This window comes from Aliidiomarina iranensis, assembly GCF_003987135.1.
Lineage (GTDB): Bacteria > Pseudomonadota > Gammaproteobacteria > Enterobacterales > Alteromonadaceae > Aliidiomarina > Aliidiomarina iranensis.
Map to the genome: position 1 here is coordinate 115,133 of NZ_PIPJ01000003.1, position 23,653 is coordinate 138,785.

At 46.4% G+C, this 23,653-nt stretch carries 20 protein-coding genes and 2 tRNA genes; 13 read left to right on the forward strand and 9 right to left on the reverse strand.

Features of this window, described 5'->3' with window-relative positions; translation table 11 throughout:
• Positions 1–102: 102 nt before the first annotated feature.
• From tpiA to CWE08_RS06265, 13 genes are all read left to right on the forward strand, one after another.
• Positions 103–849, forward strand: coding sequence for a triose-phosphate isomerase (gene tpiA / locus CWE08_RS06205; protein WP_126766801.1), 747 nt, complete (start codon positions 103–105; stop codon positions 847–849).
• A 4-nt stretch (positions 850–853) separates the two neighbouring features.
• Positions 854–1,171 (forward strand): preprotein translocase subunit SecG, encoded by a 318-nt coding sequence (secG, locus tag CWE08_RS06210; RefSeq protein ID WP_126766803.1) that lies wholly within the window; start codon positions 854–856, stop codon positions 1,169–1,171.
• Between the two features lie 31 nt (positions 1,172–1,202).
• Positions 1,203–1,289 (forward strand) — tRNA-Leu (locus tag CWE08_RS06215).
• Between the two features lie 112 nt (positions 1,290–1,401).
• A tRNA-Met gene (locus CWE08_RS06220) sits at positions 1,402–1,478 on the forward strand.
• Positions 1,479–1,700: 222 nt separating this feature from the next.
• Positions 1,701–2,156, forward strand: a complete 456-nt coding sequence (rimP, locus tag CWE08_RS06225; RefSeq protein ID WP_126766805.1) for a ribosome maturation factor RimP — start codon at positions 1,701–1,703, stop codon at positions 2,154–2,156.
• Positions 2,157–2,181: 25 nt separating this feature from the next.
• A complete protein-coding gene (nusA, locus tag CWE08_RS06230; RefSeq protein ID WP_126766807.1) occupies positions 2,182–3,681 on the forward strand; it encodes a transcription termination factor NusA in 1,500 nt (499 codons plus the stop codon).
• Between the two features lie 25 nt (positions 3,682–3,706).
• Positions 3,707–6,403: a translation initiation factor IF-2 gene (gene infB, locus CWE08_RS06235; RefSeq protein WP_126766808.1), complete on the forward strand. Its 2,697-nt coding sequence runs from the start codon at positions 3,707–3,709 to the stop codon at positions 6,401–6,403.
• A gap of 50 nt (positions 6,404–6,453) precedes the next feature.
• Entirely contained in the window at positions 6,454–6,834 is a 381-nt protein-coding gene (rbfA, locus tag CWE08_RS06240; RefSeq protein ID WP_126766810.1) for a 30S ribosome-binding factor RbfA, read from the forward strand.
• Between the two features lie 18 nt (positions 6,835–6,852).
• Positions 6,853–7,824, forward strand: a complete 972-nt coding sequence (truB, locus tag CWE08_RS06245) for a tRNA pseudouridine(55) synthase TruB (RefSeq protein ID WP_126766812.1) — start codon at positions 6,853–6,855, stop codon at positions 7,822–7,824.
• 115 nt (positions 7,825–7,939) lie between these two features.
• The gene (gene rpsO, locus CWE08_RS06250; protein ID WP_126766814.1) at positions 7,940–8,209 is read left to right on the forward strand and encodes a 30S ribosomal protein S15; all 270 of its coding nucleotides are present in this window, start codon (positions 7,940–7,942) and stop codon (positions 8,207–8,209) included.
• Positions 8,210–8,413: 204 nt separating this feature from the next.
• Positions 8,414–10,528: a polyribonucleotide nucleotidyltransferase gene (gene pnp / locus CWE08_RS06255; protein ID WP_126766816.1), complete on the forward strand. Its 2,115-nt coding sequence runs from the start codon at positions 8,414–8,416 to the stop codon at positions 10,526–10,528.
• 117 nt (positions 10,529–10,645) lie between these two features.
• Positions 10,646–11,593: a lipoprotein NlpI gene (gene nlpI / locus CWE08_RS06260; RefSeq protein ID WP_126766818.1), complete on the forward strand. Its 948-nt coding sequence runs from the start codon at positions 10,646–10,648 to the stop codon at positions 11,591–11,593.
• A gap of 6 nt (positions 11,594–11,599) precedes the next feature.
• Positions 11,600–12,640, forward strand: coding sequence for a zinc metalloprotease (locus tag CWE08_RS06265; protein WP_126766820.1), 1,041 nt, complete (start codon positions 11,600–11,602; stop codon positions 12,638–12,640).
• Between the two features lie 44 nt (positions 12,641–12,684).
• Here CWE08_RS06265 and CWE08_RS06270 read toward each other — a convergent pair whose 3' ends face one another.
• From CWE08_RS06270 to mrdA, 9 genes are all read right to left on the reverse strand, one after another.
• Positions 12,685–15,114, reverse strand: a complete 2,430-nt coding sequence (locus CWE08_RS06270) for a S9 family peptidase (RefSeq protein WP_126766822.1) — start codon at positions 15,112–15,114, stop codon at positions 12,685–12,687.
• Positions 15,115–15,222: 108 nt separating this feature from the next.
• Positions 15,223–16,206, reverse strand: a complete 984-nt coding sequence (gene lipA / locus CWE08_RS06275) for a lipoyl synthase (RefSeq protein WP_126766824.1) — start codon at positions 16,204–16,206, stop codon at positions 15,223–15,225.
• Complete coding sequence (gene lipB, locus CWE08_RS06280) at positions 16,199–16,852, reverse strand: lipoyl(octanoyl) transferase LipB (RefSeq protein WP_126766826.1); 654 nt, start codon at positions 16,850–16,852, stop codon at positions 16,199–16,201. Before lipB ends, lipA begins: the two co-directional genes overlap by 8 nt.
• A 136-nt stretch (positions 16,853–16,988) precedes the next feature.
• Positions 16,989–17,252: a DUF493 family protein YbeD gene (gene ybeD / locus CWE08_RS06285; RefSeq protein WP_126766828.1), complete on the reverse strand. Its 264-nt coding sequence runs from the start codon at positions 17,250–17,252 to the stop codon at positions 16,989–16,991.
• Between the two features lie 281 nt (positions 17,253–17,533).
• Positions 17,534–18,697 carry a serine hydrolase gene (locus CWE08_RS06290; protein WP_126766830.1) on the reverse strand — a complete coding sequence of 388 codons (1,164 nt, stop codon included), beginning with the start codon at positions 18,695–18,697 and terminating at the stop codon, positions 17,534–17,536.
• 57 nt (positions 18,698–18,754) lie between these two features.
• Positions 18,755–19,573 (reverse strand): septal ring lytic transglycosylase RlpA family protein, encoded by an 819-nt coding sequence (locus tag CWE08_RS12420; RefSeq protein ID WP_126766832.1) that lies wholly within the window; start codon positions 19,571–19,573, stop codon positions 18,755–18,757.
• 15 nt (positions 19,574–19,588) lie between these two features.
• Positions 19,589–20,611 (reverse strand): lytic murein transglycosylase B, encoded by a 1,023-nt coding sequence (mltB, locus tag CWE08_RS06300; protein ID WP_241973850.1) that lies wholly within the window; start codon positions 20,609–20,611, stop codon positions 19,589–19,591.
• Positions 20,612–20,629: 18 nt separating this feature from the next.
• Positions 20,630–21,751, reverse strand: coding sequence for a rod shape-determining protein RodA (gene rodA, locus CWE08_RS06305; RefSeq protein WP_241973851.1), 1,122 nt, complete (start codon positions 21,749–21,751; stop codon positions 20,630–20,632).
• Positions 21,738–23,651 (reverse strand): penicillin-binding protein 2, encoded by a 1,914-nt coding sequence (gene mrdA, locus CWE08_RS06310; protein WP_126766835.1) that lies wholly within the window; start codon positions 23,649–23,651, stop codon positions 21,738–21,740. The genes rodA and mrdA overlap by 14 nt, the downstream gene beginning before the upstream one ends.
• Positions 23,652–23,653: the final 2 nt, after the last annotated feature.

Genomic DNA, 23,653 nt, shown 5'->3' on the forward strand with positions numbered 1-23,653 from the left:
ATGCAATGAGCAATCAGTAAATTTTTCAATGTCGGCGCTTGTATCAGACCACGATGTCAGGTACTATCTGCGCCGCTTACAGAAGTGGACAGGGGTGTCAAAGTGAGACAAGCACTGGTCATTGCAAACTGGAAGTTAAATGGTGATACAGCATTATTAAAAGATATGGCTGAGCACTTTCACCATGTAGATATTCAAGAGCAGGTAAATGTAGTTATCTGCCCACCTGCAGTTTATTTAAAAACCGCAGCTGTATTGTTTGAGCCCTCGGGCATCGAACTTGGCGGCCAAAACTGCAGCGAATATGGAAGTGGCGCGTACACCGGCGAAATTAGTGCCGAAATGCTGCGAGATATTGGTTGTGAATACGTTTTAATCGGGCATTCTGAACGCCGCGCTTTATTTGCCGAAACAGATGAAATGGTTGCCGGTAAAATAAAGCAAGCCCAGCAATGTAATTTGCGGCCGGTATTGTGCGTTGGTGAAACGCTAGCCGAACGTGAAGCGAATGCGGTAGAATCAGTGATTCGTGGACAGCTGGAAAAAGCGCTCGGAGAAGCTGATTTTAATAACCTGGTTATTGCCTACGAACCAGTTTGGGCCATAGGCACCGGGAAAACAGCAACACCAGAACAAGCGCAAGAAGTACACAAGATGATTCGTGATTGGGTTGCTAGCAAAGCACCTGAAAGCGCTCAAAAATTACAGATTTTGTACGGTGGCAGCGTAAAAGCCGATAACGCCAGTACGTTGTTTCATCAAGCGGATATTGATGGCGGCCTGATTGGCGGTGCTAGCCTTGATACCGAACAGTTTGATGCCATTTGCCAGGCAGCAAAGGATATTTAAATTTATGTATGAAGTTCTATTAGTATTATTTCTATTAACAGCAATTGCTTTGATTGCATTGATTATGGTGCAGCAGGGCAAGGGCGCTGATATGGGCGCATCTTTCGGCGCTGGTGCATCAAATACCGTATTTGGTTCAGGTGGTTCAGGGAACTTCTTAACCCGCATGACGGCGATCGTTGCTGTAGCCTTTTTCTTGTTGAGCTTATTGTTAGGCGGTATCGTTGCGGGTGATCGCACACCTGCGGACGACTGGATTGACTTATCAGAGCCAGCTACTGAGCAGCCTTTACCAGGTAATGATTTACCCCCTGGTAATTAATAACTCTAATTATAGTTTTAAATTTTTTGACGCCGAAGTGGTGGAATTGGTAGACACGCCATCTTGAGGGGGTGGTGCTCTAATGAGCGTACGAGTTCAAATCTCGTCTTCGGCACCAAAAAATTGTTATCCTGTTGTTAATACGTGATTTTTCTCTGAAGTTAATCTAACGGTAGGTAGGATTAGCAGTTGAATAATTACAACAACAGCGTATAATGCACTGCATCGGACGCGGGGTGGAGCAGTCTGGTAGCTCGTCGGGCTCATAACCCGAAGGTCGTAGGTTCAAATCCTGCCCCCGCAACCAGTTCGAGTTTAACGGTACTACTTCGGTAGTCATGGTTCAGTAACATGTGTGTAGTATTCTTCGGATAAGATATTACATAACCTGGTAAGCTCAGGTCGAAAGGCTCGCTATGTAATAGCCCCGACAATGTCCGGGGCTTTTTGCTATCTAGCCTAACTGACATTAGTTTTTTGACACCTGAGAACTGGGCTTTATGCCCTTTTTTTGTTTCTGGAGGTTGAGTTGGCAACTTTGGTTGAACGACTGACAAATATGCTTGAACCAGCGGTTGCTGCCGCTGGCTTTGAACTTGTTGGTGTAGAGTTTTTGCGCGCAAAGCAATCTACGTTACGAGTTTATATTGATCATGAAGATGGCATCAGCGTGGATGATTGCGCGGATGTGAGTCACCAGGTGAGTGCAGTGTTGGACGTTGAAGATCCAATTACTACTGAATATTTCCTTGAGGTTTCCTCGCCAGGTATGGAGCGGCCGTTATTTAAAGCTGCTCATTATGAAAGTTTTATCGGTGAAGAGGCGTCCGTTCAATTAGCGGTTGCGCTTGAAAATCGCCGGAAATTTACTGCGGTTATTTCCGCGGTAGATAATGAGGTGGTAACTTTTACCATCGGTGGAGATTCATTCAAAGTACCCGTGAGCACAATAAAAAAAGCCCACTTGGTACCAAAGTTTGATTAATTTAGCGGGTTGACGAGGCAAGAGCATGAATAAAGAAATTTTGCTGGTTGCAGAGGCTGTTTCCAACGAGAAAGCAGTTCCACGTGAAAAGATTTTTGAAGCCCTAGAGATCGCAATTGCCACGGCAACGCGGAAGAAATCTAGTGGCGATATCGATGTGCGTGTAGCCATAGATAGAAACACAGGGGAATTTGATACTTTCCGCCGGTGGCAAGTAGTAGCCGATCCTGATGGTGCTTTAGAGAACCCATATGCTGAGATTTCGCTATCTGCAGCTCAGGTAGATGATCCTGAAATTCAAATTGGTGATTACATCGAAGATCAAATCGATTCGATAGAATTTGATCGCATCACCACACAAACCGCAAAGCAGGTTATTGTTCAGAAAGTACGTGAAGCCGAGCGAGCGCAAGTGGTAGAGCAATACGAAGATCAAGTAGGAACTTTGATCAACGGTATCGTGAAGAAAGCGACCCGCGATAACGTGCTGTTGGATCTAGGTAACAACGCTGAAGCGGTTATTGTTCGCGAAGATATGCTGCCAAGAGAGAGCGTGCGTCCAGGTGATCGCGTTCGTGGGTTACTTTTTGCTGTTCGCCCTGAAGCCCGCGGTGCGCAATTATTTGTGAGCCGGAGCCACCCTGATTTCCTAATTGAGTTGTTCCGTATTGAAGTGCCAGAAATTGGCGAAGAAATGATAGAAGTGAAAGGCGCCGCACGCGACCCAGGCTCACGTGCTAAAATTGCGGTAAAAAGTAATGATCGCCGAATCGATCCAGTAGGTGCATGTGTTGGTATGCGCGGTGCACGTGTTCAAGCCGTATCTAGCGAGCTTGGCGGTGAGCGCGTTGATATCGTGTTGTGGGATGATAATCCGGCGCAATTCGTGATTAATGCCATGGCTCCTGCCGACGTTGTATCTATCGTGATGGACGAAGAAACACACACGATGGAAATTGCCGTAGAAGAGGGTAACTTGGCGCAAGCCATTGGCCGTAATGGTCAGAACGTTCGTTTGGCAAGCCAATTAACCGGCTGGGAACTGAATGTAATGACAGTAGCCGACTTCAATGCTCGCAATGAAGCCGAATCTGAACGCTTAACAACACTATTTGTTGAAGGTTTAGAAATTGACGAAGAATTTGCTGGCGTGTTGATCGACGAAGGTTTCTCAACCCTTGAAGAAATCGCTTATGTTCCAGTTTCAGAATTGCTTTCAGTAGATGGCATGGATGAAGATATTGTTGAAGAACTGCGGAATCGTGCACGTGATTTCTTAACAACGAAAGCATTGAAAACCGAAGAATCCTTAGAAGGCGCTGAACCTGATTCAACGCTATTGGATTTAGAAGGCATGGATAGCCACTTAGCGTACGAACTAGCGGCTATGGGTGTGAAAACCCTTGAAGATTTAGCTGAACAAGGCACCGATGATCTCGAGAGCATTCAATCACTAACGCCAGAAATGGCTGGTGAACTTATCATGAAAGCTCGTAACATTTGTTGGTTCAGCGACGAAGTATAACCAGTTTAAGTGAGGTATGAATTAGATGGCAGAAGTCAAAATCGAAAAACTTGCCAGTGATATCGGAACCTCCGTTGATCGCTTGCTTAAACAACTAAGCGAAGCTGGCATTGCAAAAAAAGATGCTAGCGATACAGTTTCTGAAGATGAGAAAGCGCGTTTACTTGCTCATTTAAACAAGGCTCACGGTGGTGATGGAAACTCAGCACCTAGCCGAATGACACTGAAGCGGAAAACCCGTAGTACATTGAGTATTAATGCTGGGCCTGGGAAAGCGAAAGCTGTGCAGGTAGAAGTGCGTAAGAAGCGCACCTATGTAAAACGCTCAGCAGAAGAAGAGCAGCGCTTGGAAGATGAGCGTGTAGCGCAGGAAGCCGAGCAGGCGCGTTTAGAAGCTGAAGCGGCTGCAAAAGCGGAAGCAGAGGCAAAAGCGAAGGCTGAAGCCGAGGCGAAAGCGCGTGCTCAAGCCAAAGCCGAAGCAGATGCGAAAAAGAAAGAAGCGGATGAAAAGCGGAAAGCGGATATCGCAAAAACCAAGGCGCAACCTCAGGTAGAAAAATCACCCGAGGAGAAGGCTAAGGCTGAAGCAGCAAAAGCGGAAGCGGAGCGTTTACGCAAAGCACAAGAAGCGGAAACTGCGAAAAAAGTTGAAGAAGCTGCAAAACAACAAGCAGAAGAAGCTCGCCGGTTAGCGGAAGAGAATCAGGCCCGTTGGGAAGAAGAAGAAGCCCGCCGGAAAAAAGCAGAAGCTGAAGATGTGCATTTCACAACTTCAACAACAGCTAAATTTGCCGAAGAGCAGCAAGACACGGAAGAAGAGCGCCGTGGCCGCAGAACCGCGAAGAAAACAAAGCGTCGTGGTAAAGATGAAGATAAAGATGATTCATCACGCCGTGAACGTCGCCGTAAAGGCAGTAAAAAAGGGCCAGCGAGCATGCAGCATGGTTTTAACAAACCGGCAGCACCCGTTGAGCGCGTTGTGCGAATTCCAGAAACGATCACTGTGGCTGAATTATCAAGCCGGATGGCGGTAAAAGCCTCTGAAGTTATCAAAACCATGATGAAAATGGGTGAAATGGTTACGATCAACCAAGTGCTGGATCAAGAAACAGCATCTTTGGTTGTAGAAGAGATGGGCCATAAATTCACCACGGTTTCAGATAACGAACTCGAGCAATCAGTGCTAGGTGATCGTAGTGATGATGGTGAGCTGCAACCACGCGCACCAGTAGTTACAGTAATGGGTCACGTTGACCATGGTAAAACATCGTTACTTGATTATATCCGCAAAGCTAAGGTAGCCGACGGCGAAGCCGGTGGTATTACTCAGCATATCGGTGCGTATCACGTTGATACGGGCCACGGTATGATCACCTTCTTAGATACGCCGGGTCACGCTGCATTTACGTCAATGCGTGCGCGTGGTGCGGGTGCAACCGATGTGGTTATCCTTGTTGTTGCCGCCGACGATGGTGTGATGCCACAAACGATTGAGGCAGTTCAGCACGCGAAAGCAGCGAAAGTGCCATTGATTGTTGCGGTGAACAAGATAGACAAGCCGGAAGCCGACCCGGATCGGGTTAAATCTGAGCTTTCTCAACACGACGTTCTTTCCGAAGAATGGGGTGGTGAAACACAGTTTGTGCATGTATCGGCGAAAAGTGGCGAGAATATCGATGCGCTCTTAGAAGCGATTCTACTACAAGCGGAATTGTTAGATCTTAAAGCTCATGTTGATGGTATGGCTTCCGGTACAGTTATTGAATCACGCTTAGATAAAGGGCGTGGTCCAGTTGCCACTATTCTAGTGCAAAACGGTACCTTGAACCGTGGTGATATCGTGCTTTGTGGTTTGGAATACGGCCGTATTCGCGCGATGCGCAACGAACTTGGCCAAGAGGTAGATACAGCCGGGCCTTCGATACCAGTAGAAATCCTCGGTTTATCGGGTGTACCGCAAGCTGGTGATGAAGTGGCCGTGGTAAAAGATGAGCGTAAGGCCCGCGAAGTATCAAACTATCGCCAAGGCAAATATCGTGATGTGAAACTTGCTCGCCAGCAAAAAGCGAAACTAGAAAACATGTTTAATAGCATGGAAGAAGGTGACGTTTCCGATATGAACTTGGTGATCAAAGCCGATGTTCAGGGTTCATTGGAAGCAATCAGTGAATCCTTGAACAAGCTTTCCACTGATGAAGTAAAAGTGAACATCATTGGTAGTGGTGTAGGCGGTATTACTGAAACGGATGTGAGCTTAGCAGGGGCATCGAACGCCATTGTAATTGGCTTTAACGTTCGTGCTGATGCCACCGCACGTAAGATTGCTGAAAACGAGAATATTGAACTGCGTTACTACAGCGTTATCTATGACGTGATTGATGAAGTACGCCAGGCAATGACAGGTATGCTAGCACCGGAGTTCAAGCAGCAAATCATTGGCTTAGCCGAAGTTCGTGATGTCTTTAAATCACCGAAAATTGGCGCCATTGCAGGCTGTATGGTTACTGAAGGTATGGTAAAGCGTTCAGCACCTATCCGCGTGTTACGCGATAACGTTGTAATATACGAAGGTGAGCTTGAATCACTACGCCGTTTTAAAGACGACGTACAAGAAGTTCGAAATGGTATGGAATGTGGTATCGGTGTGAAAAACTACAACGATGTCCGAGCAGGTGACCAAATCGAAGTATTCGAAACGATTCAAGTTGAGCGTACTCTGTAAGTAAATATTGAATCTCCCCGGTAATAACCGGGGAGTTTTCAGGAGTTTTAATGAAGAAAGAATATAATCGTACGGATCGTTTTTCACAGCAAATGCAGCGTGAAATCGCTATGATTTTGCAACGAGAAATTAAAGATCCACGGGTGGTTATGCCAACCGTGAACGATGTTGAAGTATCGAAAGACCTGGCCTACGCAAAAGTATTCGTTACCTTTTTACAAGACGACGAAGAGCAAGTAAAAACCGCGCTGCAAGTATTAAATGATGCTTCGGGGTATATCCGCTCGCTCTTGGGTAAACGTATCAAATCACGAATTACACCGAATTTGCGCTTTGTTCACGATTTCAGCTTATCGGAAGGTATTCGCATGGCGAAGTTAGTTCGAGAAGCACGTGAGCAAGATGAAAAAAAGAACAATCAAGACGATTAATATCAATTAGGTGATCACGTGGCGCGGAAAACACGCGGCAGAGCTATTGATGGCGTTATTCTCGTTGATAAACCTATTGGCGAATCATCAAACCGTATTCTGCAACAAGTAAAACGAGTTTTTTATGCCCAGAAAGCCGGCCACACCGGCGCTCTGGATCCTCTTGCTACTGGCATGCTTCCGGTATGTTTAGGTGAATCAACAAAGTTTGCCCAATTTCTCTTGGACGCCGATAAGGCCTATCGCGTGGTTGCTGAACTTGGTATCCGTACCAATACCAGTGATGCCGATGGCGAAGTTGTAGAACGTAATAGAGTTGATGTAACCGCAACGGATATTGAACAAGCCTTGCCGCAGTTTCGTGGTGATATCAAACAAGTACCCTCCATGTTTTCAGCGCTCAAGCACGAAGGTAAGCCGCTTTATGATTATGCCCGCCGGGGTATTCATATTGAACGTGCAGCGAGGCCTATTACTATTTATGCGTTAGAGGTTGTAAGTATTGATTTGCCTTTCGTTACCCTCGATGTACGTTGCAGTAAAGGTACTTATATTCGTTCTTTGGTTGACGATCTCGGCCAGGTATTGGGCTGTGGTGCTTATGTAAAATCGCTGCACCGAACCGCGGTTGGTGATTACCCAAGCGCAGAAATGGTACCGTTAGCTGATTTACAATCTATGGTGGCAGAGCGAGAAGACCCCACAAACTTTGATTATAGCCAGCTCGATGGGCTTCTATTACCTATCGATGCCCCCGTTACACAACTGCCACAGATGTTGGTAAGTGAAGCGGATGGGCGCGCAATAATGCATGGGCAGCCTTTAAGTGAAGTGCCTAGCGCTTATTTTGAAGATGGTGAGCTGGCAGAAAATCCTGAACTTGTTCGTGTTCGCATTAAAGCAACTGAACAATTTATTGGTGTGGCGGAACGCCGGACGAATGGGGAGTATTGGCCGAAGCGGGTATTAACGCTGCCAGGGGCCCAATAAGTGGTTTTTACCATCGCTAACCCTTGTTTTTAGTTCGTTGGGTGCGTATAATTCGCGCTCTTCGCTTGGGCTGAATTAGTGATTGGCTCGGGCATCATCAAACTGGAGTATTATCATGTCACTAAATGCAGAAACTAAAGCTCAGATCGTAAAAGATTTCGCACGTGCAGAAGGCGATACAGGCTCACCTGAAGTTCAGGTAGCCCTGTTAACTGCGCAAATTAACCATTTGCAAGGTCACTTCAAGAAGCACATCCACGATCACCATTCACGTCGTGGTTTGTTGCGTATGGTAAGCCAACGTCGTAAATTATTGGATTACTTAAAGCGTAAAAACGAAGCAAGTTACTTAGACGTTATCAAACGTTTAGAATTGCGTCGTTAATACTGCGCATACAAAGGGGCCTTCGGGCCCCTTTGTTGTTTTTAAATCTTCGATTTAATGAAGAATTTAAAGATGCTCTGCCATTGTGTTTCGTTGTTGGCTTAGTATCCGTTATAATGTTGTAGAAAATTGAAAAGTAAGAAAGCACAGGGCCCAGAAAAGAAAGGGCGAATTTAAGAAAGTAAGTTAAAGGAAAAAGAAAACGTGAATCCAATTATTAAACAATTTCAGTATGGCCAACACACCGTAACCTTGGAAACCGGCGCAATCGCTCGGCAAGCAACCGGGGCGGTTATGGCAAGTATGGATGACACAACAGTACTAGTGACCGTAGTGGGCAAAAAAGAAGCCCGTCCCGATGTTGATTTCTTCCCATTGACCGTGAACTACCAAGAGCGTACTTACGCTGCGGGTAAAATTCCAGGTGGTTTCTTCAAACGTGAAGGCCGCCCATCAGAAAATGAAACATTAACCTGCCGATTAATCGATCGTCCAATTCGTCCGTTGTTCCCAGATGGCTTCTACAACGAAGTTCAGGTAATTGCTACTGTGGTTTCTTTAAACCCTGAGGTGAGCCCTGATATCGTGGCGTTAATCGGTACTTCCGCTGCTCTAGCAATCTCTGGTATCCCATTCAACGGCCCAATTGGTGCTGCGCGTGTAGGTGTTGTCAACAACGAGTATGTGCTTAACCCAACACCGAGCGAACTAGAAAGCTCTGATCTTGATCTCGTAGTAGCGGGCACCGAAGCGGCCGTATTAATGGTTGAATCAGAAGCTAACTTACTAAGCGAAGATGTAATGCTTGGCGCTGTTATGTATGGCCACGAGCAATTGCAATCGGTGATTTCTGCAGTGAATGAATTTGCCGCTGAAGTAAATACTCCGAAATGGGATTGGCAAGCACCAGCGAAGAACGAACCTTTAATCGCTGCAGTAAAAGAATTGGCCGAAAGTAAAATCGGTGAAGCTTACCGTATTACCGATAAAGGCGAACGTAAAACGGCTTTAGGCGTTGCTTTAAAAGAAGTTATTGCGGAGCTAAAAGCAAAAGATGAAGAACTCAACGAGAAAGAAGTTGGCGATATCTTCCACGATTTAGAATCAAAAGTTGTGCGTACTCGCATCACTGCCGGTGAACCGCGTATTGATGGTCGTGAACCTGACATGATTCGTGCTATTAACGTAGGCACTGGCGTGCTTCCTCGCGTACATGGTTCATCTGTGTTCACTCGTGGTGAAACACAAGCCATTGTTGCTGCTACTTTAGGTACAGAGCGTGATGCACAGAATATTGATGAAATCATGGGTCCGCGCACCGATCGCTTCATGTTACATTACAACTTCCCTCCGTACTGTGTTGGCGAAACTGGTATGGTAGGCTCACCTAAGCGTCGCGAAATTGGCCATGGCCGTTTAGCGAAGCGCGGTGTGTTAGCCGTTATGCCAAGTGCTGATGAATTCCCGTACACGGTTCGTATCGTATCGGAAATTACCGAATCAAATGGCTCAAGCTCAATGGCCTCTGTGTGTGGCACGTCATTAGCATTGATGGACGCTGGCGTACCAATCAAAGCTTCAGTTGCCGGTATCGCAATGGGCTTGGTAAAAGAAGGTGATAAATTCGTAGTGCTTTCCGATATCCTCGGTGATGAAGATCACCTTGGCGATATGGATTTCAAAGTAGCGGGTAGCAGCACTGGTATTACTGCTTTGCAGATGGATATCAAGATTGAAGGGATCACTAAAGAAATCATGCAACAAGCCTTAGCGCAAGCGAAAGCGGCTCGTTTGCATATTTTGGGCGTAATGGACCAAGCAATCAGCACAGCTCGCGACGACGTATCTGATTTTGCGCCGCGCTTCCACATCATGAAAATTAACCCAGAGAAAATCCGGGATGTAATTGGTAAAGGTGGTGCGGTGATTCGGGAACTTACTGAATCAACGGGTACAACAATCGAAATCGATGACGATGGCACGATCAAGATTGCAGCTACTGATGATGCCTCTGCTCAAAACGCAGTTAAGCGTATTGAAGCGTTAACAGCTGAAGTTGAAGTAGGGCGCATTTACGAAGGTAAAGTTGCGCGTATCGTAGATTTCGGTGCGTTTGTAACCATTTTGCCAGGTAAAGATGGCTTAGTGCATATTTCACAAATCAGCGATAAACGCGTTGAAGATGTGAATGAATACCTAACGGTTGGCCAAACGGTTCCAGTGAAAGTATTGGAAATCGATCGCCAGGGCCGTGTGCGCTTGAGCATGAAAGAAGCGCAAGAAGCACCTGCACCAGCAGCAGATTCTGATGCAGAGTAAGTTCGATAGCTGATAATTTGAGCTTGTTAAAAGCCGCAGAAGGTAACTTTTGCGGCTTTTTTGTAGCTGTTAACTGTGGTGTAATGAAGCTACAGCTTTTAATTTGGAGTATCCATTGTGAATCAAAGATTCTTTCGTAAAGAGAGCAAATTAGCGCTTAGCTTTGTTCTGAGTTTATTTTTTGTTTCCGCCTGTGCGGTATCTCCAAATGATCCCGATGTTATTGAAGAATCAGAAGAAAGAATAGAAGTTGCCGGGCATCGCGATGCACAACTGTATCTAGTAGAACCCTTGCCTGCAGATCAAAATATGGAAATAGAGTTACTCCAGCTTACGGAAATTCTCTACAACGCCGAACTTGATGATGAACAAAAAGCCAATGTGTTGTTACGCCGCGCCGTAACCTTCGATTATTTGGGTTTGAAAACATTATCGCTTGTGGATATTAATCAAGCCATCGAGTTAAAACCCGACCTAGTAGATGCGTATCACTCGTTAGGTATCTATTTTTCTGAGCGGGGCGAGTATGCCGGTGCATTCGAAGCCTTTGATAGCGTAATTGAATTGGAACCGAATCATGATTTTGTGTATCTGAATCGGGGCTTAGCTTCTTACTATAACGGTCAGTTTGATTTAGCGATGGCGGATTTTGCCGATCACTATTTTCAAGATCCGCAAGACCCATTTCGAGTGATTTGGTACTATTTTGCAGCCAAACAAATTGATTCAGGCCGCGCTGAAGAACAAATTCGCGAGCAATGGCCGCAAGCCGATGGTGATGCCTGGGGCCAGAAAATTCTTGCTTATTTAGTGAATGAGGTTAGCGAGGACGAACTTATCCGAGAAGCTTTTTCTGGCAGTGAAGATCAAACGGAATTGAATCATCGCTTATGTGAAGCCTATTTTTATATGGGCAAGGTGGCTGCTGCCCAAGGGCAGAATTACAACGCCTTGAACTTCTTTAAGTTATCTTTATCCACCAACGTTTATGCCTACTTGGAGCATCGCTATGCTCGTTCGGAAATAGCGCGTTTACGTGAAAGTATTCGCACTGAACAGGAATAAGTAAACTTGCGAAGCAAAATAACGCTGTTTGTGCTGACGGCCTCGGCGGTTTGTGCGTTGGCTTGGCTAAGTTTGGAAACATCGTTTTTTCGCTCAGAGCTACCGGCTGATAATCGGCATAACAACACAGATGAAGCGCCCGGTGAATCTTCAGCGGTAGCACAAGCGACAGCCCGAGTGTTGCCGCGAGTTGTTGCTGCACCAAAAGATTGTGATCTGCATTTGAATTTTCATGGCCAACCAGATGATTTTGTACGTGTAGAATACTGGCAACAACGATTAACCGAGCTTTTCGCTGCGGAAAACCTCGCTAGCCTTGATTCTCTAGCAGAACCTTCGCCTCTGCGTTTTTGTGCATCATTGCACTTCGATGTGTATTCCGATAATTGCCCTGAGCAAGCGGGCCGCGCTTGGTGTCGCCCGTTACCACAGAGCAATAGCTCTGCTAATAAAGACTCGTTAGCACGTTTAATATCAGAATCTCGTGCGCCTGCATCGGCTGCAGAATCTGCTCCTTTGCAAACCACTAAAGCCACAGACATTTCAGTAAAACCGCAATTTGATATCGTGCTTGCTGATACCGGTTTAGCAAACACGCGGAACGGTGTAGTGTTTTTGCAGCGAACAGCCAGTGTGCATGTATTAAAGCATGAATTTGGCCATGCGCTTGGCTTAGCCGATGAATATCCAATGCATTCAGAGTTAGCGCGCCAGTTTTGCAATGGTGAATTTAACTTCACCGCGAATAATTTGGTGATTACAGATAAAGCTTGGTTAACACCACAAGAAATGCGGGTATTTCAACAAAGCTTACCCTGGTATGATTTTTTGCAACAACCTCTCGGAGTACAGGAACCTAACGGCATTTGGCGCTTAGGCTCGCCCGATAGCGGCAAAGTAGGCCTGTTTAAAGCAAGTACTTGTGAGGGCACAGGGCGATATGCTTGGAAGCCAGTAGCTGATACAACATGGATGGAACAACATCAAATTGGCAACATTCCAGCACTTTATATCCAACTCATACAAAATCAGTTAAACGGGCAATAAAAAAGCGCCTCGAGAGGCGCTTTCAGAGCGAAATACGAGGGTAATTATTCTTCAGCTTCGGTTACATCGGCATTTTTCACAAATTCATCGAGCCATTCAGTGGTTTCCCAGAGCATGTGCAATACAGATTCACGCGCCCGATAACCATGTGATTCCAATGGCAACATCACTAAGCGAACAACACCTCCGTTACCCTTAACGGCTTGATACAAGCGTTCGCTTTGCATTGGGAAGGTGCCCGAGTTGTTATCATCGGTGCCATGAATTAATAGCAGCGGTGTTTTAATTTGATGCGCTGAGAAGAAAGGCGACATGGTTTGATACAACTGCGGATCATCCCATATGGTTCGTTCTTCCCGTTGGAAACCAAAGGGTGTAAGCGAGCGGTTATAAGCACCGCTACGAGCAATACCGGCTTTAAACAAATCGGAATGAGCAAGTACATTAGCCGTCATGAAAGCGCCGTAAGAATGCCCGCCAAGCGCAAAGCGCTCTGGGTCGCTAACACCCAGCTCAGTGCCAAATTCAATAACGGCTTTGGAATTCATAATAAGCTGTTCAATAAAAGTATCGTTAGGCAGTTGCTCACCTTCGCCTACAATCGGCATCGTTGCATTATCAAATACAGCATAGCCTTGTGTAGCCAAAAATTGCGGCCGCCAGTAGCTAATGCGATTGAATTCATACGGTGATCCGCTCACTTGGGCAGCAGCACTTGAGCTGCGATATTCTCGCGGATAAGCCCAAACAATAGTGGGTAATGGCCCATCAGTTTCTTTATCGTACCCTGCTGGGAGATAAAGTGTAGCTGACATAGGTAAGCCATCCTCACGCTCATAATTAACCAATTCGCGGGATATCTCCAGAGTTTGTGGCATAGGGTGAGGCGTATTCGTGAGTGCCGTTAACTTCTCATTTTTAATATCACGAACATAAAAATCAGGCGGCGTATCAATGCTTTCACGTTGGGTTAAGAAGGTGAGTGCATTTACATCAATGATATTCCGCGGGCGTTCAAAGAAAGGCGCTTCCGAACGCCATAAGCGCTCAGTATCGCCGGTGCTTAGGTTACGGCGATCAATAAATGGCCGATCGCCTTCATCCGAAGCGCCAGTGCCGGTAAGTAAAATATGATCATTCTCCAGAATTAATACTCTGCGCCCATCCGCGAGTTGTTGCGTAAAAGGGCTACCCGGGTCGTTGTAGCGATCTTCGAATGAGCGATCCCAAACCAATTCAGGTTCGGCATTACCATCAGGGCTTATTCGCCATAAACGTTCATTACGTTCAGCCCACCAACGCTCCCAAACAAGCGCTGTTTCGCCATCGGCGGCTAAAAGGCGGCTAAAGCGAAAGCTCAAATCGGCGAGTTTTTTCGGCTCTTGGTTGAATGGCGCAGAGAGCTGGAAGAGCTGATCGCGCACTTCTGCTTCGGCGCGTGGATCGCCGCCATCAGCGGCTTGAGCCCAAATTAGAGTAGCATCCGCATCGTTTCGCCAGCTAATACTGCGGCGCGAGGGAACAACGGCATCAAAACCAATGGGCAAATTATCGGCAAGTTCTTGTTCCACTACCGTGTAAACGGATTCGCCAGCATGATTCCAAACCGAGGTAGTGCGAGCGAAACGAAACTGCGGAACCGCATAAGAGTAAGGCTTGTTTAACTGAGTAACTAATAGGAATTGGCTATTCGGCGCTAAACTAACACTGTTTATAACAGCCGGAACACCTAAGTTCTGAACGCGGCCACGCTCATTTATGCGAGCAACTTGGCTGCTGAAATAATAATCAAAAAGTGCTTCATCGTGGCTGTCGGCCAATAAATCTTGATAAGTGCGCGAGGGGGCGGTGCGCCCGCGAGATTCTGTAACCACCGGGCCGGCAGGAACGCGGCTTCGTTGCGGCGCGTTGCCGCGCTTCGTGTCCACAACAAGGGTATAAATAGATTTACTATCTTTACTCCACTCAAGTTGCGGGCCCCATACAGCGTTTAAATCGGCTTTTGACCAACGCGTAGCTCGGCCGCGTTGGGTATCAATACGCCACAAATGAGTAGCTGTTTCTTCCATTTGCGCAAAGGCAATATAGCGATTATCTGGCGACCAAGCCACACCAATCGCACGTAGGTTGTCAGGTAAACCACGGATTTCAATTTCCTCGCGGTTTGCGGTGCTAACTAAACGAAAGCCGGAGATGTAGCGAGTTTGTGCTCGCGTTTGGTTGTCTGGGTTAATGCGAACACCAGCTAGACGATGTTCAGAAACGGCTAAATCAGCGAGTACCGGCAGCGCTGGATACTCTAAAACGAGTAAGAGCTCGCCGTCACCGCTTAAACTAGCGCCGGGGGCAGGAGCGGCATCAACGATATCAACAATTTCTTCAGCAGGTTCGAGATAACCGGTTTGTACCGGATTTGCCATGGCTGTATTTGCAAAGAGCAAACACAGAGATAATAAGAGGACCAAGCTACGCATAGATTTCTCCAGATTTATAATTAGCTGCGATAGTTACCCATCACACCCTGTTTTACATTATAAATCTAGAGAAATGCGATTAAGTGCGAACAATCAACGATTGCACGCTTACTTTACTTCAATACCAGCGGCTTGTAGATCAGCGTGATACGACGAGCGCACTAGTGGGCCAGAGGCTGCTTGTGTAAAGCCCATACGATCAGCTTCACGTTTGAACATTGCAAACTCATCCGGTGTTACATAGCGTGCTACCGGGATATGATGCCGGCTTGGCTGCAAGTATTGGCCAATGGTTAACATATCCACGTTATGGCGGCGAAGATCTTCCATAACTTCGAGAATTTCTTCATTGGTTTCACCTAAACCAACCATTAATCCAGATTTGGTTCGCACATCTGGACGACGCTCTTTATATAGCTTAAGCAAATCTAAAGACCACTGATAGTTTGCTCCAGGGCGTGCGGCTTTATACATACGTGGCACGGTTTCTAGGTTGTGGTTAAATACATCGGGAGCTTCGGCACTGAGAATATCGAGAGCTATATTCATGCGACCGCGAAAATCAGGTACTAACACTTCAACTTTGATATCCGGAGTGTAGGCCCGTATTTCACGAATACAATCAGCAAAATGTTGAGCGCCACCATCGCGCAGATCATCACGGTCAACTGAGGTAACAACTACGTAATTCACACCCATATCACGAATGGTAACGCCAAGTTTTTCAGCTTCTTTTGGGTCCGGAGGCAGAGGCCGGCCGTGAGCTACATCACAAAATGGGCAACGGCGCGTGCAAATATCACCAAGAATCATGAAGGTGGCTGTGCCATGATTAAAGCATTCTGGCAGATTCGGGCAGGAGGCCTCTTCGCAAACAGAATGTAGGCCATGCTTGCGCATGGCTTGTTTGATTTTATCGATTTTATCGGTTGTGCGCGGCAACTTCACTTTCAACCACTCGGGTTTACGCAACATTTGCTCGCGCTCAGTGGGTAACACCTTCACAGGAATAAGCGACATTTTATCGGCATCGCGTAATTTTTCACCGGCTTCTAGTTTCGCCGTTTTGATTGACGTTGCTTGTTTAGACATAAGGTTCAGGCAGCCCCGTTTGTTCTTCAATCTGAATGTAACTAAGTTGCTCTGCGAATATTTGCACAACACGCTCAGCTGCTTGTTTAACAGTATCTGGCCCACCATGGGCCGAAGTTTGTGTCATTACCATGCCGGCATAGCCGCATGGATTAATTCTTAAAAAAGGCGATAAATCCATGTTCACATTAAGTGCTAAGCCGTGAAACGAACAGCCCTTGCGTATTCTTAGGCCTAAAGAACACACTTTCTCTTCACCAATGTAAACACCTGGCGCATCGGGGCGTGGCGCGGCTTTGATGCCACGTTCAGCTAACAGCGCCACTATTGTATCTTCTATGGCAGTTACTAATTGCCGGACACCGAGCTTGCGGCGGCGGATATCTAGTAGGAAATACACTACTAATTGGCCAGGCCCGTGGTAAGTAACTTGCCCGCCACGATCAACAGGCACCACGGGTATATCTCCGGGTGCCAATAGATGCTCTGCTTTACCCGCTTGCCCTTGGGTGAATACCGGCGGATGCTCAACTACCCAGAGTTCATCATCTGTGCTTTCATCACGATTATCGGTAAAGTTCTGCATCGCTTTCCAAACCGGCTCATAGGCCATGTTCTGGAGCTGGCGGATGATTAACTTTCGCATGGGGTTATTATACTCCGCTGGATTGGGAACACCACCCGATAAAGCATGTGGTTATTAGCCTTTGTTTGCAGGTGAGTTAACGTTGTTATGTGCGATTACGATCAGCATCACGGCTAAACCTTTGGTTACACCGGCGTTAGAGTACGTAACGTACTTCTTCAATATCGGAAAGGCTACGATAAAGCGTTTCAACGTGGTGTTTACTAGTTACCACAACGCTTACCGAAATAGACCAGTAGTTGCCTTTGCTAGAAGGTTTTATTTCTGGGCTGTAATCGCCGGGTGCATACTTCTGAACAACCGATATAATTTCATCGGGAAGATTTTCGGAAGCCACACCCATCACTCGAAAAGTAAAATCGCAGGGAAAATCTAAAAGCTCATCAAATTTTGTATTCATTGTACTACTCCCAAAGCAAGTCCCAAAGCAAGTCCCAAAGCTAGTCTCAAAGCTAGTCCTCAAGTCGGAAACCGTTCGCGTTTACTATCCAGTGTTGCCGGCTTGAATAAATCAACTGTTATGATAAATAAGCAAAAATCTCCGTTTTGAAGCGGAGATTTTTGTTTTAATCCTTTTCTAACGGACCATCTCATTGTTAAACCATCTCATCATGGTCGCTTGAGGTTCATGGTTATTCAACACTATGAATTTTATATGGGGGCAGCCGTTAGGGTTTTAAACTACTCATCATTAAATCTTTGCTTAATATTGTCCATTATACGCTTAAAGAAGCCACCTTGCTCAACAGCTTGTAACGTCACTAATGGGAAACTAGCAATATCTTCACCATCTAGCGTTAAATTAACCGTTCCAACCGTTTGTCCCTCAGCTAGTGGTGCTTCTAACACGTTATCGAGAACAAAACTCGCAGTAAGGTTTTGGCGTTGACCCCGAGGAAGGGTGATAACCACATCTTCGCCGGCACCAAGTTGAATCTCGTCGATATCACCGCCCCAAATACGTTGGCTCGCCATTTCATCGCCAGTGCTATAAGCGGTAACTGTTTCAAAGTAGCGGAAGCCATAGTTCAATAATTTTTTTGATTCAGCAGCACGCGCGGCTTCGCTATTCGCGCCCATTACTACTGTTATCAGGCGGGTATCACCATCGGTAGCAGAGGTCACTAAACTATAGCCCGATTCACTGGTAAAGCCTGTTTTCATGCCATCAACATTAAGGCTTCGATCCCATAATAGTGAATTCCGATTGTACTGACGAATACCATTGTAGGTGAATTCACGATTTTGATAAATTTCATACTGATTGGGCACATCACGAATCATGGCGCGTGCAAGAATAGCCATATCTCGAGCTGTAGTCCTTTGGTTATCAGCGGGCAAACCGTGGGAGTTTGCGAAAGTGGTGTTGGTCATCCCGAGTTGTGTGGTGTAGGTGTTCATCAGGTTCACAAACGCATCTTCGGTTCCAGCTATGTGCTCTGCCATAGCAACACAAGCATCGTTACCCGAAGCGATCATAATACCGTAATTGAGATCGGCAACAGATACCTCTTTACCTACTTCGATGAACATTAATGATGAACCCGGAAAATTACGCGCCCAAGCATTGCGGCTCACCGTTACCATATCGGTTTCGGCAATATTGCCAGTGCGTAATTCATTACCAATGATGTAGCTGGTCATGATTTTGGTTAGGCTTGCCGGGCCGTGCAGCTCATCGGCATTCTCACTGGCGATAATTTGCCCGGTTGTGTAATCCATCATCACGTATGCTTTCGCATTCACGTTTGGCACCGGTGGCACAATCGATTGCGCATTAGCAACACCTTGCCAAAGAATTAGAGCAACGCTCGCTACAACAAATAAAGTTCGAATGCTTTTCATAATGACTAATTTTCTCTTTAGTTAAACGGGCGAATAAATATGCTTTTACCGATATGTTTACTGGGTTTGATTGATAGGTACGCGGAATATTCCGTTAAAGCCATCCGCTTGCAGCCGATTAATCCATTGCATGGTTTGCTGTTCAGTAAACGGGCCTAATAATAACCGATTCAGACCATTTCTTTGCTCGGTAGTTGCATCAAGGGCATAAATTTCTTGTAAACGTAATTGGATACTCTGCAAATTCGCAATATCACGGGCGGCTGCAATTTGAATGAAGTGGGTATATTCGTAATTTGCACTTTGATCTAAGAGCACATTGCTGTTTCTATTTGGCGTGATGGTTTCTAAATGTACTCGGCCGGTTCCGGTTTTATCGATTCCCAGAGCGTAAGCTGCGGCGTAAGATAAATCGATGATGCGGTCAGGATGGAACGGCCCACGATCATTTACGCGCACCACAATTTGTTTATCGTTATCTAAATTAGTAACCCGCACCCAGCTGGGTAGAGGCAGAGTTTTGTGTGCAGCAGTTAAGCCATACATATCAAAGAACTCACCCATTGAGGTTCGGTGGCCATGGAATTTTTGCCCATACCAAGAGGCAATGCCTTCTTCACTGTAATCTTGATTGCTCTCAAGCACGAAATATTGAATACCATTTACTTCGTATGGCAAGTTACCTACGCGGCTTATGGGTTCATATCGTGGCTCAATCTGATTCAATTCAGCAGCGGTTGGAGTGCGCGCTGGAGCCTGATCTTGATACATTCTGTAGCGTTGCTCGGCGCTACTTGAGCAAGCATTTAGAGTGAGCAAACTAAAGGCAATGAAGGTTAATTTTATTGCCAGCACTGGTTTTCTATCTATTTTCATTCTTGCGGCCAACGTTTACTTTCTATGTTCGCGAAGTTGCTTTGATAATTGTAAAACAGCCATCGCATATAGTGGGCTGTGATTATACCGCGTAATGGCATAAAAGTTAGGTAGCCCAACCCAGTATGAGAAGTTCCCATTTGCTTCCTCAAAAGCAAATAAACGCGCTTTCGTGCTATCCGGAAGGGCAGTGATAAAGTGAACGCCTTGTTCATGCAGTTCGCCTACTGTATGAGTAAGTGTTTGGCCACGGCCGGAGGTGAGCTCAGCCACAGGTGTATTTTCACTTATCCAGGCAGGCACTGCCGCGGGTTGGCCTGCTTGCCAGCGATGCTCGGCGAAGTAATTGGCAACGCTACCGATAGCATCATCCACGTTCCCCATCAAATCGCGCACGCCATCGCCATCAAAATCAACCGCATAGTGGCGGTAACTGGAGGAAATGAATTGGCCAAAGCCCATTGCGCCAGCATAGGAGCCTAAAATTTCGTTCGCTGGAATATTTTCTTCTTCACTCAACTGAATAAACTGGCGTAATTCACCACGGAAAAATGTTTGCCGTGGCGGATAATGAAAGCCGAGGGTGTATAAAGCGTCCAACACTCGATGACGGCCCATGATGGTACCATAAAAGGTTTCTACGCCCATGATAGCGACAATGATTTCAGGCGCTACGCCATAGGTTGCAGCTGCTCGGTTTAGAGTTTCTTCGTGTGTGTTCCAAAACTCAATGCCCGCCTCTAAGCGGCGCTCGGTAAGAAAAATGGTGTAGTATTCATGCCATGGGCGAGCCTCCCAAGGGCGAGTAATGGCATCAATAATTTCTTGGCTCTTACTGGCATCTCGCAATAATGCCTCGGTTCGTGCTCTTGGTATTTGATAATCTTGTTCGAGTTCTTGAATGAAGGCTTGCTCTTCTGCGCTCCAATCATCAGCACTCGCAACTGGATTAAATGCAAAAACCGCCATGGTTAGAGCGGCAAACGTTCGAGGTTTGCACATCAAACTGGAAATCATAGAAGGGAATAAACGTAACATTAGAGATTCCTTTTACCGCTATGTTGATTGGCTAATAGCAAGCCGCCTGTGGGTGGCAATACCCATTATTATCCCGAAACCCGCCATCATAGTTACCATTGAGGTGCCACCATAGCTTATCAACGGAAGGGGCACGCCGACAACGGGTAACACTCCGGAAACCATACCGATATTAACCAGTACATAAATAAAGAAGGTTAGCGTAATGCTACCACCAAGGATACGTTGGAAGTTACTTTGGGCACGAATTGATAGCAGCATACCGCGAAAAATAACAAAACCATACAAGGCTAGTAGGGCAACCACGCCGATAAACCCAAACTCTTCACTAAATACAGAAAAAATAAAATCGGTGTGCCGCTCCGGCAAGAACTCGAGTTGTGATTGTGTGCCTTGTAACCAACCTTTGCCCTCAAATCCACCAGAGCCAATGGCTATTTTAGATTGAATAATGTGATATCCGGAGCCAAGTGGATCGCTCTCCGGATTTAAAAATGTGAGTACGCGTTGGCGTTGATATTCTCGAAGTAGAAAAAACCAAAAAACTGGCAGAGATGCGCCAAGAGCAACGATACCAGCGAATACTAAGCGCCAACTCATGCCTGCTAGAAATAGCGCAAAAATACCACTACTTGCAACCAGCACCGAGGTACCCAAATCGGGCTGTTGAGCAATCAGCAGGGTAGGTGCAATCACCAAAAGAAGACCGCCCAATACTTGTAGGAAACGAATTGGCAGCGGGTTGCGAGCGCAATACCAAGCGAGCATGATAGGCACCGCGAGCTTCATAATTTCAGAGGGCTGAATGCGTGTTACACCAATATCGAGCCAGCGTTGGGCGCCTTTCCCGGTAACACCAAAAAACATCACCGCTACGAGCATCAATAGCCCGGCGATATAAACTGGAAAAGCATAAGTGCGGAAGGTATCCGGGGCGATTTGTGCCACAATGAAGAGTACACCAAAAGATATCCCCATGCGGATCACTTGCCGTTGCACCAAGCCTAAATCCTGGCCACCTGCGCTATAAATTACGAATAAACTAACGCAGCTAAGTGCGATTAACCCCAGCAGCAGAGGGCCATCGATGTGTAATTTAGCAAGCCAAGGATGGCGTTGGCGTTCTTCAGTTGTTTGCATCGACTTCCTCATCGGCAATAGCTTGCAGAATTGCAGTTCTACCGGCATCGTCAGCAAAATAATAATCCATTAATGCACGTGATACTGGGGCTGCATTGCGGCCACCACCACCCACGTTTTCGATAGCGATTGCAACTACAATTTCAGGGTATTCCGCCGGCGCATATCCTACATAAGTTGCGTTATCTCGAAACCGCTCGATAACATCTTCAGTTTCCGGCCGCTCGTCGGTTTCATCACTTAAAGCCACTACTTGTGCGGTACCTGTTTTACCTGCGGCGGTGTATGGCGCGTTAATAAACGCCATGCGTGCTGTGCCACGGACATCTGTGATCGTGGCGCGCATTGCATTCTTGATGGTTTGCCAATGGGCAGAATCGCTTATTACCAAGGGCGGCTTTTCAATAATTTCGCTATATTCAATGGCATTTTGCTCGCCAATACCATGCAATAAACGTGGTTGTAGGCGGCGGCCCTCGGTAGCGATAATGCTTGTGGAAGTAGCCAGTTGCAGGGGTGTCACCGTCCAAAAGCTCTGGCCGATACCAACGGATAAGGTTTCACCTTGATACCAAGGCTCATTATAACGAGCACGTTTCCAACCACGATCTGGCATCAACGCAGTGCTTTCTTCTGTGATATCAATACCCGTTCGCTCGCCAAAGCCCATTTCGCTCATGAAGCTGGAAATATTATCGATACCAAGCTTAAACGATAAATCATAGTAGTAGGTGTTACAGGATTCAGCGATGGCTTTGGTAATATCAACCCAGCCGTGCCCTTGCTGCCGCCAATCTCGAAAGCGGCGTTCAACACCCTCGAGCTGGTACCAGCCAGGATCCCATACCGTTGAATCGGCGGTAATAACCCCTAAGTGCAAACCGAGAAGGCCTAAGTGCGGCTTTATCGTAGAGGCAGGGGGATAGCGGCCTTGGGTAGCGCGGTTAATTAAGGGATTTGCGGAGTTATTTAACAGTTCACGGTATTCATTGCTGGAAATACCACCAACAAATAAGTTGGGATCGTACCCAGGGTTAGAATACATCGCTAAAACGCCGCCGGTATTTGCATCTAAAACAATAATTGCGCCGCGGCGTCCTCGCAGTTGATGCCTCGCTACTTTCTGATAACCAATATCAATCTCTAAATGAATATCTTTGCCGGGTGTTGGTGGATTGAAATCCAAAGTACGAACAACTCGGCCACGATTATTCACTTCTACGGTTTGATAGCCCACTTCACCATGTAAAATATTTTCATAATAGCGCTCGATACCAAGCTTGCCGATGGTTCGAGTAGCAGCGTATTGAGCATATAATTCTTGTTCACGAAGCCTTGTAACATCTTGCTGATTGATGCGGCCCACATAACCCAAGGTATGCGTAAGTAGATCTCTATGGGGATAAAACCGTTGCAAACGACCTTCGATGTTTATGCCCGGAAATTGATGCTGTGCACTGACAAAAAGAGCAACTTGTTGTTCGTTCAAATTATCAAATAAGGTTACTTGCGGAAATCGCCGCGGCTGATTCAAACGAACATAAAAGGTATCCGCGGTATCTTCTGGTAGGCTGAGCAACGCCACTAATCGCTCGATAGTATCGGCAATATTGTTAACCTCTGCAGGAGATACCTCGAGGCTATAAACAGGTGTGTTATCCGCAAGTAAACTGCCGTTTCGATCATAAATCAGGCCGCGATTGGGCGCGACTGGAAGAACAACGATGCGGTTACTGTTTGAACGGGTTTGAAATTCTTGGAAACTGGTAACTTGAAGTTGATAGAGGTTCGCGAGTAAACCGAGAAATACAATGGCAACAATACTCAAACTAACAATAGCTCTGCGCCCAAATAAGGCTGATTCAGCTTGATGATTTCGAATCGGAACGCGTTTTTTCATGT

Bases quoted from the DNA above. Each gene is read 5' to 3' on its own strand.
- mltB (WP_241973850.1), bottom strand. From the start codon at position 20,611: ATGTTACGTTTATTCCCTTCTATGATTTCCAGTTTGATGTGCAAACCT.
- CWE08_RS12420 (WP_126766832.1), bottom strand. From the start codon at position 19,573: ATGAAAATAGATAGAAAACCAGTGCTGGCAATAAAATTAACCTTCATT.
- mrdA (WP_126766835.1), bottom strand. From the start codon at position 23,651: ATGAAAAAACGCGTTCCGATTCGAAATCATCAAGCTGAATCAGCCTTA.
- rbfA (WP_126766810.1), top strand. From the start codon at position 6,454: ATGAAGAAAGAATATAATCGTACGGATCGTTTTTCACAGCAAATGCAG.
- infB (WP_126766808.1), top strand. From the start codon at position 3,707: ATGGCAGAAGTCAAAATCGAAAAACTTGCCAGTGATATCGGAACCTCC.
- lipB (WP_126766826.1), bottom strand. From the start codon at position 16,852: ATGCGAAAGTTAATCATCCGCCAGCTCCAGAACATGGCCTATGAGCCG.
- ybeD (WP_126766828.1), bottom strand. From the start codon at position 17,252: ATGAATACAAAATTTGATGAGCTTTTAGATTTTCCCTGCGATTTTACT.
- lipA (WP_126766824.1), bottom strand. From the start codon at position 16,206: ATGTCTAAACAAGCAACGTCAATCAAAACGGCGAAACTAGAAGCCGGT.
- rodA (WP_241973851.1), bottom strand. From the start codon at position 21,751: ATGCAAACAACTGAAGAACGCCAACGCCATCCTTGGCTTGCTAAATTA.
- nusA (WP_126766807.1), top strand. From the start codon at position 2,182: ATGAATAAAGAAATTTTGCTGGTTGCAGAGGCTGTTTCCAACGAGAAA.
- secG (WP_126766803.1), top strand. From the start codon at position 854: ATGTATGAAGTTCTATTAGTATTATTTCTATTAACAGCAATTGCTTTG.
- rpsO (WP_126766814.1), top strand. From the start codon at position 7,940: ATGTCACTAAATGCAGAAACTAAAGCTCAGATCGTAAAAGATTTCGCA.
- CWE08_RS06290 (WP_126766830.1), bottom strand. From the start codon at position 18,697: ATGAAAAGCATTCGAACTTTATTTGTTGTAGCGAGCGTTGCTCTAATT.
- CWE08_RS06270 (WP_126766822.1), bottom strand. From the start codon at position 15,114: ATGCGTAGCTTGGTCCTCTTATTATCTCTGTGTTTGCTCTTTGCAAAT.